Source organism: Campylobacter sp. RKI_CA19_01128, assembly GCF_025771175.1.
Taxonomy (GTDB): Bacteria; Campylobacterota; Campylobacteria; order Campylobacterales; family Campylobacteraceae; genus Campylobacter_D.
The window spans coordinates 12,476-24,381 of sequence record NZ_JAKMPU010000003.1; the positions used below are offsets into that span (position 1 = coordinate 12,476).

At 29.4% G+C, this 11,906-nt stretch carries 14 protein-coding genes; 2 read left to right on the forward strand and 12 right to left on the reverse strand.

Going from position 1 to position 11,906, the window contains the following annotated elements; all coding sequences use genetic code 11:
• Nucleotide 1 precedes the first annotated feature (1 nt).
• The 11 genes from L8U98_RS02960 to dcd are packed head-to-tail and all read right to left on the reverse strand — an operon-like array spanning nucleotide 2 to nucleotide 9,099.
• Complete coding sequence (locus tag L8U98_RS02960; protein ID WP_214135280.1) at nucleotides 2-220, reverse strand: acyl carrier protein; 219 nt, start codon at nucleotides 218-220, stop codon at nucleotides 2-4.
• Nucleotides 213-1,280: a beta-ketoacyl-ACP synthase III gene (locus L8U98_RS02965; RefSeq protein ID WP_263724893.1), complete on the reverse strand. Its 1,068-nt coding sequence runs from the start codon at nucleotides 1,278-1,280 to the stop codon at nucleotides 213-215. Before L8U98_RS02965 ends, L8U98_RS02960 begins: the two co-directional genes overlap by 8 nt.
• Entirely contained in the window at nucleotides 1,270-2,793 is a 1,524-nt protein-coding gene (locus L8U98_RS02970; protein ID WP_263724894.1) for an HAD-IIIC family phosphatase, read from the reverse strand. The genes L8U98_RS02965 and L8U98_RS02970 overlap by 11 nt, the downstream gene beginning before the upstream one ends.
• A complete protein-coding gene (locus L8U98_RS02975; RefSeq protein WP_263663393.1) occupies nucleotides 2,790-3,194 on the reverse strand; it encodes a VOC family protein in 405 nt (134 codons plus the stop codon). The genes L8U98_RS02970 and L8U98_RS02975 overlap by 4 nt, the downstream gene beginning before the upstream one ends.
• The gene (locus L8U98_RS02980; protein WP_263663394.1) at nucleotides 3,191-4,081 is read right to left on the reverse strand and encodes a class I SAM-dependent methyltransferase; all 891 of its coding nucleotides are present in this window, start codon (nucleotides 4,079-4,081) and stop codon (nucleotides 3,191-3,193) included. The genes L8U98_RS02975 and L8U98_RS02980 overlap by 4 nt, the downstream gene beginning before the upstream one ends.
• Nucleotides 4,068-4,304, reverse strand: a complete 237-nt coding sequence (locus L8U98_RS02985; RefSeq protein WP_263663395.1) for an acyl carrier protein — start codon at nucleotides 4,302-4,304, stop codon at nucleotides 4,068-4,070. Before L8U98_RS02985 ends, L8U98_RS02980 begins: the two co-directional genes overlap by 14 nt.
• A gap of 3 nt (nucleotides 4,305-4,307) precedes the next feature.
• Nucleotides 4,308-5,090, reverse strand: a complete 783-nt coding sequence (locus L8U98_RS02990) for an AAC(3) family N-acetyltransferase (protein ID WP_263663396.1) — start codon at nucleotides 5,088-5,090, stop codon at nucleotides 4,308-4,310.
• Complete coding sequence (locus L8U98_RS02995; RefSeq protein WP_263663510.1) at nucleotides 5,087-6,349, reverse strand: DUF4910 domain-containing protein; 1,263 nt, start codon at nucleotides 6,347-6,349, stop codon at nucleotides 5,087-5,089. Before L8U98_RS02995 ends, L8U98_RS02990 begins: the two co-directional genes overlap by 4 nt.
• 4 nt (nucleotides 6,350-6,353) lie before the next feature.
• Nucleotides 6,354-7,484 carry a UDP-4-amino-4,6-dideoxy-N-acetyl-beta-L-altrosamine transaminase gene (gene pseC, locus L8U98_RS03000; RefSeq protein WP_263724895.1) on the reverse strand — a complete coding sequence of 377 codons (1,131 nt, stop codon included), beginning with the start codon at nucleotides 7,482-7,484 and terminating at the stop codon, nucleotides 6,354-6,356.
• A complete protein-coding gene (gene pseB / locus L8U98_RS03005) occupies nucleotides 7,481-8,488 on the reverse strand; it encodes a UDP-N-acetylglucosamine 4,6-dehydratase (inverting) (RefSeq protein ID WP_263724896.1) in 1,008 nt (335 codons plus the stop codon). The genes pseC and pseB overlap by 4 nt, the downstream gene beginning before the upstream one ends.
• A gap of 50 nt (nucleotides 8,489-8,538) precedes the next feature.
• Nucleotides 8,539-9,099, reverse strand: a complete 561-nt coding sequence (dcd, locus tag L8U98_RS03010; protein WP_012661997.1) for a dCTP deaminase — start codon at nucleotides 9,097-9,099, stop codon at nucleotides 8,539-8,541.
• Nucleotides 9,100-9,230: 131 nt separating this feature from the next.
• On the opposite strand from dcd, the gene accB reads away from it, so the two are divergent.
• A complete protein-coding gene (gene accB, locus L8U98_RS03015; RefSeq protein ID WP_173787016.1) occupies nucleotides 9,231-9,680 on the forward strand; it encodes an acetyl-CoA carboxylase biotin carboxyl carrier protein in 450 nt (149 codons plus the stop codon).
• A gap of 1 nt (nucleotide 9,681) precedes the next feature.
• Nucleotides 9,682-11,013, forward strand: a complete 1,332-nt coding sequence (locus tag L8U98_RS03020; protein WP_087685488.1) for an acetyl-CoA carboxylase biotin carboxylase subunit — start codon at nucleotides 9,682-9,684, stop codon at nucleotides 11,011-11,013.
• A 20-nt stretch (nucleotides 11,014-11,033) separates the two neighbouring features.
• Here the strand turns inward: L8U98_RS03020 and L8U98_RS03025 are convergent, their stop codons facing one another.
• Nucleotides 11,034-11,861 carry a peptidylprolyl isomerase gene (locus tag L8U98_RS03025; protein WP_263663401.1) on the reverse strand — a complete coding sequence of 276 codons (828 nt, stop codon included), beginning with the start codon at nucleotides 11,859-11,861 and terminating at the stop codon, nucleotides 11,034-11,036.
• Between the last annotated feature and the right edge of the window lie 45 nt (nucleotides 11,862-11,906).

Genomic DNA, 11,906 nt, shown 5'->3' on the forward strand with positions numbered 1-11,906 from the left:
TTTAAACACCAGCTAAAGCTAAAAGATCGCTTACTTTTTCACATTTTTTAAGATCATCACCGTTAATTTGCTTACCAAGTGAGTTTTTAAATAATACCATGATAGATACAAAAGCTAAGCTATCCCATTCATCAATATCATCTAAAATCATATCTTCTTTTAGTGTTTCATCCATATGCATAGCTTCGCTAATAGCTTCTAATAATTCTTCTTTAGTCATTTTTTTCTCCTTTATAAATTGAAATTGTATCAGTTTTAAAGTTTTTATCAAAATTTATATAAGCACTCCCCCAGGCATATCCAGCGCCAAAAGCACTTAAAATGGCATTAAAATCATTTTTTTGCATTGTACAAAGTAAAGCAGGTAAAGAGCAAGCACTCAAATTAGCATATTTTGACATCAAAAAATTTGGTGCTTTAGAGCTATCAATACTCAAATCATTTATAATAGAATCGACTAAAAATTGATTGGATTGATGCAATAAAAAATAATCCACTTCATTTTTATCTTTTTCACAAAAATCAAGCATTTCTTTTATGCTTTGGCTCTCAAGATTAAGCGCTTGATTAAAAATTTCAGCTCCATCCATGTAAAGATTGTCTAGGTTTCTATGCTCATTAGTTTGAAATATTTCTTTATTGGAGCTTTTACCCTCATCAAGTTTAGCAAAAGCTCTATTAGGTATGATGAGTTTATCAAAACCTTCTCCATTAGAATAAAGCTTAAAAAACGATTTTTCATTTGCACAGCTTATGAGTGTTGCGCTTACTCCATCGCCAAAGATTGGAGCTAAATTTGCATTCAAAGGATTTATGGTTTTGCTTAAAGTATCACCACAAATTAATAAAATATTTTTTGCATTTTGATTTTCTAAAAAAGAAAAAGCTATAAATAAGCCATATAAATATCCCGAACACGCTTGATTTACATCAAAAGCTATGGTTTGAGGCTTTAAATTTAATCGTTTGTGAAGATAGTTTGCACATGATGGCATAAAAAAATCAGGTGTTTGTGTAATAAAAATCACCATATCAAGCTCATTTTTATCAAAATTAAGCATTTTAAATAAATTTATACTTGCTTCATAGGCTAAATCTGTTGTGCTAATATTTTCATCAGCGATAAATCTTTCTTGTATGCCTGAAATTTTTTTCATTCTTTTTAGTATTTTGGCATCATTTTGAAAAACATCTTCTAAGCAATCATCTATATTTATGCATTTATTAGGCACGCAAACGCTTATGCCTGCTATTTTGGCTTTATTAAAACTAGCTTTCAATTATAAGTCCTTCGTAATTTATCATTTCTTTTTGGATTAGAGCAAAATTTTCTTTTATATTTGCATTTAAACTATATAAAAATTCTAAAAATGGCATATTTCTTTCGCCCTTTTGAAAGTATAAAATACATTCTTTTGTATTAAAATGCACATGTAATAACTCTATAGCCTTATATAGCATAATTTCTTCAAGCTTTCTTCCTAAGGCTCTGCAACTTATGCAAAGATCTTTTATGATTAAATTTGTTTCATCTTTATAAGCTACAAAAATTGCTATAATACCACTATCGCTTAATTTATCACTCATGCTTATAGTCAAAATAGCATGTTTTTGCATAAATTCTTCACATTCTTTTAAGCTTAATCTTGAGTAATTTGATATAAATTGATTAGTTTTATTAAGCAGTTGTGAAATTCTTTCAAGTTCATCTGCGTGGTTGATATGAAATTTCAAACAAATTTGTAATTTTTCAAAATACTCTTTAGGGCTAAGCTTGCCAAGCTCTTGTCTTTGTAAATTTGCTTTAATATCAGCACTTCTTAACTCATCTTCTTTACTAAAGCTTGTTTTTAAAAGTCTAGGATAGAGTTTTAAACTATAAGCGCTATTTTCATCAGCTAGTAAGGTATTAATATGAAGGTGTGATACATTTTCAATTTCGGCTATATTATCATCAATAAACAGCACACTATCAAAAGCTATATTAAAAAAATTTACAATTTCTTTAATATTTTCATCTTTACTTTTCCAATTAGCCTTGATCATACTAAAATCATCAAGTTGTAATAAAAAGTCTTTTCTTTGTGAAAAAAGTTTTTTTACATCTTCTTCTTCATTTTTTGAAGCGATGGCGAGTAAAAAACCTTGATTTTTTAAATTTAAAAGCTCGCTTTGCAAGGCTTTATGATTATTAGATAAAGCAAGATTTTCAATGCCATCTTCGCCTAAAATTCCTTGGTATAAGGTATTATCAAGATCTATGATGATTGCTTTTAAAGTTGGTTGCAAGAAGCTAGGTAGGATTTTTAGTCCTAGAATTTGGGCTAATTTTACACAAGCTTTATTGCTAAGCCTGCTTGCATTTATTTCAAAATTACTATCATCTATGATGAGATTTTCATCTAAAAAGGGCTTTAGTATTTTGCAAATACTATATTCTTTTAAGTTTGTATTGCCAAGTAAAAGTGTGATGATAGGAGCATTGCTAATGCTTGATAGCTCTTGTATTTTTTCTTTGATAAAATCATCTACATTTTTTTTATAATTGTTTAAATCTATAAATATGATGTTTAAATCTGCTTTTTGAAAATTATCATAACCTAAACTATCATCATAAGAACTTATATTAAATTCAGCCTTTAATTTACTAAAGGCTAAAAATGCGTTTAGTATGCTTGAAATCACTTCAAAAGAATGATTTCTAAAGACATTAATAGTAATTTTTTTATGATGATTTTCTTTGCTAAGCTTTATGAGATCATTTCTTTTTAAATTCGGTGAAAAAAGATTCATTTTAGCTCTACCAATTCTATCAATAAATTATTACTCATCATTACAAAGCAAAGTTTTGCAAAATAACTTGCTTTCATTATGTCAACAACTATCAAACCATCATTTAAAAGCAAAGATAAATCTTGCTCTATATTTTTGCTTTCATAAGCTATATGATACATTTTAGTTTTATTTTTCAAATAACTATCTAATACACCTTTTTCATTTAAATTTGATAAAAGTTCAAAGCGATATTGGGGGAATAAGTTATTTTTTGGAATGATAAATTCTCCTTTTACCCCTTGTTGTTTGTCTATAAATTCAGCTTCTTTAATAAAACCTAGCTTTTCAAATATTTTTCTTTCTTTTTCTAAAGATTTACATGCTACACCTATATGGTGGATTGGTAAATTTAAATTCATTTTTCAAATACCACAGCCATAGTTATAGCATTTTTAAATTTCAAAGCTTTTTCTAAAGAATAGTCATTTGCCATAAAACATTCATATTGTTTTATTTTTAAATTTGCTTCTTTTGCCATTTCAAAAATTTCATTTGGATGTGTAAATAAGTATATATGATCAATTGCAGGTGCGTTGATAGGTATGGTTGCAAAAATTTCACCTTCATCACTTAATAAGTCTTTTGCTCTTTTTAAAAATTCTAAAGGCTGTTCAACATGTTCTAAAACTTCTCCAATTACTATTAAATCAGCTTTTTTGTGAAATTGAAATTGAAAAAAATCTTTACATAAAAATTCACAATTATTAATTAAATTTTTAACTTGATTTTCCACCATATTTTTTGTCAATTCGCAACTAGTAGGGGATAAATCTAAACCTAAATAATAATCAAATTTCAAACTTTTAACAGCTTTAGTAAAAAATTCTCCATGTCCTGGGCCTATTTCAAAATAATTATCATGTTTGCTTTTTGATTGAAGATAATTTTCAAAATACTTTCTAACTTTTATATGAGCAATCCAAATATAAGATGAAAGCGCAAGCCCTATCATGTATTTTTTCATATAAGTTTCATTAAAATAGACTTTATCTTTTACTTCTTCAAAACTTTTATATCTATATGAGTTATTTTCTATGAAATATTTTGTTTCTTCTAAAGTGTCATTAAGTATAGTTAAATAGCATTCGCACTGCTCTTGTAAAGAAATATTGTTTTGAAGATAATATGAAATGAGATTTTCAAATTCTATTTCATCTTCATTTGTTAGACTGATTTTATTTAAATATTTTGCGTGAATTGGATTTTTTATAGCTATTAACTCAAATAAGTTTTTAATATTTTTCATTTTTTACCTTTGATTTGATAGCTTGCAAAAGTTCATTTTGTGATTTTAGCTGACTTAATTCATCTTTGCTAAATTTGATTTCAAATTCTTCTTCTAAACTCATGATTATATCAATATGATTTAAAGAAGTCCAATTTTTGCAATTTTGCATGTTTAAATTTGAATTTTCATCAACTTTTACTTCTAGTATATTTTCTAAAATTTCATAAAATTTATTTTCCATTTTTTAACTATCCTTTAGAATAAGTACATTTTTATTCATGTTTAAGGCTCTTATTATGGCATTTTCATATTCTTGAGCAATAAAAATACTTATGTTATCATTGGCAAATTTTATCATATCGCTTTTAAAAGATGATAAAGCTATTTTAATAATATTTTTAATATTAGGAAGAGAGTGTTTGTTTAAATCTCTAACAAAATATAAGATTTCTTTTTTTTGTTTTTCTCCATTTTCATCAAGAATAAAACCCTGGAATTTTTTAAAATATCTATAATCTACTTGATATTTTTCTTCAATATGGTGGGTTATGGTGTGTCCAATACCCCCAAAAGTAAGAAATTTTCCATTTTCTTTTATTAAAACATCATACACACAATTTTCTCCAAAACAACTTGTAGTGTCCTTTAAAAACAATTTTTCTTTGGCTCCTTTTATAGCAAAGGAAAATATAGGATCATTAGTGCGTTTTACTCCTGCTTGTTTGCGAAAATATTCATTTAAAGCACCCATTTTTGTAGGAGAATTTAATTTATCATAAACTTCATTTTTGCAAAAACTATAAGTAAAAGTAGGCATGATTAAAGTACCTTCTTTACCTATAACTTCAAAAAAACAATCTAATATAGTTTGTAAAAATTCATTTCTAGGAAGCAAGGGTGTGCCAAAATTAAAAAGTTCAGTATGTACACATAAAATATCGCCTTTTTTGATGCCAAGTTTTTTGAAAGCTTCTATTAAGTCAATATTAGAGTATTTTTTATCATTATGTTCTAAGAAATATTTCATTTTATCAATCCGTGAAATTTTAATTTTTCTATTAAATCTTTTAATTCATAAGCTTGCATGTTTAGCTTTGAGGCTATATCTAAAACATCGTTTTTACCATCACAATATGCTAAAAAGTTACATGATATTGGTATATCATTGGTTGAAGAAGTATTGATAGTATGGTATAAGTCTCTTTTGCCTAAATTGGGTTCGCAAAATATCGTATTTTGATAAATTTCATTAACCTCTAAATTCATAATGATTTCTTGTATAGCTTTTAAGCCACCTTGCAATCCCTCTTTACTGATGAAATTTAAGTCATCCTTGCTAGTATGATATTCTTTATACTCTAGATACTTGCTTCTACAAATTCCAACTACGGGTAAATTTACCAAAGGAGAGCAGTATTGTCTCTCATCGCTTCCTCTATCTAAAAAGCTAAATTCTTTAAAATTATTTTTTTCTTTTAAAGTATGCAAAGCTACTTTATCTGCTAGGGTATTTTCACTTGGAGTGTGAATGAGTGAGTAAGTATTATCATCGCCTATGCAAGAGAGTACAAAACCTGCTTTGGTATGTTTTTGTAAGTGCTTTAAATGTTTACTAAGATAAACTATACTCCCTATGGTTTCAGGAATAAAAACAAAACGATAATTATATTTTCTCTCTTTAAGTTCTAAAAGCCATTTAGCTAAAAATGCAGCTACCACAGGACCACTTAACTCGTTATTTGCCATAGATGGATGACAAAGATAAGTGGAAATTAAAATTTCATCTTTTGTTTCTTGCGTGCTAGGTATGAGTAAATCAGCATAGTTTAAAACTCCATTTTCATGGTGTTTTGCATCTATGAAAACTTTATATTTTCCTTCTTTTAGTTTAACTCTATCTTCATGTTTTATACAAAACCCCCAACGCCTTTTATAATAGCTTGTCACATAAGGTATGGCATCAGGCATATCTTCTATAGAGTAAAGGTGTTCTTGTAAGCTTGCTAGATCAAGCTCTGTGTCTATGCCTGTGCTATAGTTTAACACATGAAGATTATTTTGCTTAAAATCACAAATTTTTTCTCCATTTGGAGTGATGATATAAGCATCGTTTATCTCCCATTCAGCAGGTACTTCCCAGTCAAACACTTTACTCCCGCTTGCTATAGAGTGAATTTTTAATATACCCCCCCCCATAGCCTCATCAAGTATTTTTAAGCTTTGTCTAAAGCCTTTCCCAGTAATACTTCTGCATATAGGAAAAAGCTCACAAGCTAGCTCATACATACTTTTACTCACAACAAGCCTTTTTAGTTTCTTCTAAAATCTTAAATAAACTATCTTTAATAAATTGTGCTTCTTTTAAACTCATTTCTTGATGAGCAGGTATACTAAGTTCAGCTTTATAAAAATTATCCGCATTTTCTAAAAATAAATTTCCATATAAGTTTTTATAAAAACTAAACTCATAAGTAGGCTTATAATGCACTTGCACACCTATGCCTAAATTTAATAATTTTTCAAAAATAATCTCTTTTTGGCAATAAAACTCAGGAAAAAGCAAAATAGGGTATAAATGTCTTGAGCTTTTTTTATAATCTTTGATTTTTATGGTGCTAAAATAAGGATTTTTTTTAAATTCTTTATCATAAAAACTTGTGATGATTTCTCTTTTTTCTAGCATATTATCAAGTTTTTTTAGTTGATTTATACCCAAAGCACAAGCTACATCGCTCAAGCGATAATTATAGCCTAGTTCAATCATATCACTATCCCAAAGTCTTTTTTTGACTATACCATGACTTTTTAAAAGCTTGATTTTTGAGATTAATTCCTCATCATTGCTAACAACCGCACCACCCTCAAAGGTTGTGATAGGTTTAACCGGATGAAAAGAAAATATGCTCAAATCTCCCATAGAACCTACTTTTTGATCTTTATAGGTAGCACCTAGGGCATGACTTGCATCATCTATTAGTGGGATATTATATTGTTTTGCTAGGGCTAAAATTTCATCCATTTCTACGCTATTTCCCGCAAAATCAACCACGCAAATTGCCCCTATATTAGAGCTATCTTGATTTAATCTTAAAGCAAGTTTTTTCTCATCAATATTTCCATCACTTTTTACATCTATAAACTCAATCCTAGCACCTGCCATTAAAGCAGCATTTGCAGTTGCAGCAAAGGTAATGGGAGTTGTTAAGACAATTTTTTCTTTTACATTTAAAGATAAATACGCAAGGTGTAAGGCAGAAGTGGCTGAATTTAGCACGCAAGCATATTTTACACCCACATATTCACAAAGGGCTTGTTCAAATTCTTCAACCTTTTTTCCACCGGTTAAAAAATCATCTTTTAAAGCTTTACAAACTGCTTGTATGTCTTGTTCGTCAATATTTTGATGAGAATAAGTTATCATTTTTCAAGCTCTGTATGATTTATTATATTTAAAAGCTCTTCTTGGCTAATCCATTCTTTATTATTATCTGAGCTATAAGAAAAGCCATTGGAAACTTTTTTTCCTTTTTGTCCTTTTGCATTTATGCTAAAATCAATTTCCATATTAGTAAATTTAATACTTGGGCTAATGGCATAATAATTTTCAAATTCATAAGTTAAGTGACTATCATCACTTGAAATCATAATTTCATGTAGTTTTTCACCTGCTCTTATGCCTATGATTTTATGAGCTAAATTAGGAGCCATGGTTTTAGCTAAATCTACAATTTTCATAGAAGGAATTTTTGGCACGAAAATTTCCCCTCCATGCATGTATGTAAAGTTATTCAGCACGAAATTAACCCCATCTTCTAAAGATATCCAAAATCTTGTCATTCTCTCATCTGTGATAGGAAGTTCTTTAGCACCTTCATTGATGAGTTTTTTAAAAAATGGTATAACAGAGCCTCTTGAGCCTACTACATTGCCATATCTTGTAACGCTAAATTTAGTGTGAGAATTTCCTGCTATGTTATTTGCTGCTACAAAAAGCTTATCGCTTGCAAGCTTTGTAGCCCCGTATAAATTAATAGGATTGCATGCTTTATCAGTTGAAAGAGCGATACATTTTTCTACATTATTTTCCAAACACGCATCGATTACATTTTGCGCTCCGTGGATATTGGTTTTTATACATTCCATTGGATTATATTCTGCAATTGGCACATGTTTCATAGCAGCTGCATGGATGACAAAATCAACATCCTTCATCGCTATATTTAATCTTTCTTTATCTCTTACATCACCTATAAAATAACGCATGCAATTATCATTAAATTCTCTTGCCATTTCAAATTGCTTGAGTTCATCGCGTGAATAAATGATGATTTTTTTGGGGTTGTATTTTTGAAGTAAAGTTTTAGTGTAAGTTTTTCCAAAACTTCCTGTACCACCGGTGATTAAAATGCTTTTTCCATTAAACATATTTATTTTCCTATTACTTGACTAAGTTTTTATATCGACTGAAAATAAAATTATTTTAAAATTCTTGGTAAAGTTATACCTGTTTGGGCTTGGTATTTGCCTTTTTTATCAGCATATGTTACATCACAAGGTTCATCTCCTTGTAAAAATAAAACTTGAGCTATACCTTCATTGGCATAAATTTTAGCAGGTAGTGGGGTTGTGTTTGAAATTTCTATAGTGATATGTCCTTCAAAACCTGGCTCAAAAGGAGTTACATTTACTATAATGCCACATCTTGCATAAGTGCTTTTGCCAAGGCAAATTGCTAAAACATCATTTGGCATTTTAAAATACTCAACAGTTCTTGCAAGTGCGAAAGAATTTGCAGGTACTATACATACATCACCTACAAAATCTACTACATTTTCTTCTACAAAATTTTTAGGATCTACAACAGTGGAATTTACATTAGTAAAAATTTTAAATTCTCTTCCAACTCTTATATCATATCCATAGCTTGAAAGCCCATAACTAACTATACCTTTACCTATATTTGCTTCGCAAAATGGCTCTATCATATTGTGCTCTAATGCCATTTTTTTGATCCAATTATCTGCTTTTAAGCCCATTTTTGTCCTTTATAATTAAAGTGAATTTTTAAATTATATCTTAAAATAAAAGTAAAAAATAAATAATTGAAGTTATTTTTAGTATTTTTATATATAATTATAAATTAAGTCTTATAAATTAAGGAGAATATATGACAAAAGAAGAAATCAAAGAACTAATGCAACTTTTTGCAGAAGCAAGTATAAGTAAGATTAAAATAAAAGAACAAGATGGATTTGAAATAGAACTAGAAAAAGATTTATGTTGTGAATTACCGGCTCCAGCTCCTGTTGCTCCAGCTCCACAGCCAATTAATGTAAATGTAGTTAATGAGACCAAAGCAAGCTCAAACTCTTCTAATAAACCAACTATCAACAGCCCTATGGTAGGTACTTTTTATCAAGCTCCAAGCCCAGGTGCAGCACCTTTTGCTAAAGCAGGACAAACTATTAAAAAAGGAAGTACTATAGCAATTATTGAGGCGATGAAAATCATGAATGAAATCGAAGCTGAATATGATTGTAGGATAGTAGAAGTATTAGTTGCAGATGGCCAGCCTGTAGAATTTGGTATGCCTTTATTTGTGGTGGAGAAATTATAAAATGGAAATTAAAAAAGTTTTAATAGCAAATCGTGGAGAAATTGCATTAAGAGCTTTAAGAACTGTAAAAGAAATGGGAAAAAAAGCAATTTGTGTGTATTCTACTGCAGATAAAGATGCTTTGTATTTAAAATACGCTGATGCGAGTATTTGTATAGGAAATGCTAGAAGTTCAGAAAGTTATTTAAATATCCCAGCTATTATTAGTGCGGCTGAAATTAGCGAAGCGGATGCGATTTTTCCAGGATATGGATTTTTAAGTGAAAATCAAAATTTTGTTGAAATTTGTGCAAAACATAATATCAAATTCATAGGCCCTTCAGTAGCTGCTATGGCACTAATGAGTGATAAAAGCAAAGCTAAACAAGTAATGCAAAGAGCAGGTGTACCTGTAATTCCAGGAAGCGATGGGGCTTTAGGTGGGGTTGAAGCAGCAAAAAAACTTGCTAAAGAAATAGGCTATCCCGTGATTTTAAAAGCAGCAGCAGGCGGCGGTGGTCGTGGTATGCGTGTAGTTGAAGATGAAAAAGATTTAGAAAAAGCTTATTGGTCAGCAGAAAGTGAAGCGATGAGTGCTTTTGGTGATGGAACTATGTATATGGAAAAATACATCCAAAACCCACGCCATATAGAAGTGCAAATCATAGGAGATAGCTTTGGTAACGTGATACATTTGGGTGAGAGAGATTGCTCTATGCAAAGACGCCATCAAAAGCTTATAGAAGAATCTCCTGCAATTTTACTAGATGAAAAAACAAGAGCAAGACTTCATGAAACAGCAGTTAAAGCTGCTAAGGCTATTGATTATGAGGGTGCGGGAACTTTTGAGTTTTTAGTGGATAAAAATTTAGATTTTTATTTTATTGAAATGAATACGCGCTTGCAAGTTGAGCATTGTGTGAGTGAGATGGTAAGTGGGGTAGATATTATCGAGCTTATGATTAAAGTAGCAGAAGGGTATCCTTTACCAAAGCAAGAAGAAATTAAACTTAAAGGTCATTCTATAGAATGTAGAATCACTGCTGAAGATTCCAAAACTTTCTTACCTTGCCCAGGTAAAATCACAAAATACGTAGCTCCAGCAGGACGCAATGTAAGAATGGAAAGTCATTGTTATCAAGATTATAGCGTGCCTCCTTATTATGATTCTATGATTGGAAAATTAGTTGTTTGGGGAGAAGATAGGAACACAGCTATTTCTAAAATGAAAATAGCCTTGCAAGAGCTTATTGTAGGTGGGATTAAAACAACTAAAGATTTTCATTTAGCAATGATGGATAATGCAGATTTTATCAATAATAATTATGATACAAATTATCTTTCAAGACATTAATTTAAGATAGGTTTTTTAACCTATCTTAATTCTTCTATATGAGCATTTGCTCTTATTTTATCAAGATGATTTTTTAAGGCTTGTTCTTTTTGGGTTAGGGTATAGACATTGCTAACTTGATCTTTGATTAAGTCAAATTCGATAGGATTTTTACCATATTTTTCTTTTACAAAATATACTATATAAGCATTTTCGCCATTTAATACTGGAGTAAATTCTCCTATTTTGGTATTATTTAACAAAGCAAGTAATCTTGGATCTAAACTAGCTGCGTTTAAACTAATGGCTTTTGATTTAATTTGAGAATTTTTATACATAGGATTGTGTGCAAGCTGTTGTAAAAGTTCAGGATTAGTAGAATTATAAACAACTAAGTCTATATTTGAAAAAGTGCTAAATTTATCAAGATTGCTTTCATAAAAATGTTTTAGTGTTTCATCATCGATATTGATTTTTGCATTTTGCATTATGCTTCTATAAAGCTTTTCTCTTTCAAGATCTTTTCTAACCTTATTTTTAAAAACTTCAAAACTTAAACCATCTTTTTCTATCTTTGATTGCAAACCATTAATGTCGGTTTTATTGCCTTTTGCTATTTGGGCTAATTTTTCATTAAGTTCAAAAGTACTTACATAAATTCCTAACTTTTTAGCTTCACTTTGTTGAACTTTATCATCTACTAAAAATGCTATAGCTTTTTGTTTATCGTCAGTTTTTAATTCTTTCATGGTTTGTTCTATATCATAAAGAGTAATAGGTTGATTTTCTACTACCATTGCTACGCCACCAAGGGTTTGAGCATATAAAATATTTGCAGCAAAACAACAAGATATTAAAAATTTTCTCATATAAAACCTTTATTTAAGTGTAAATATAGCATTATAACAATAAAA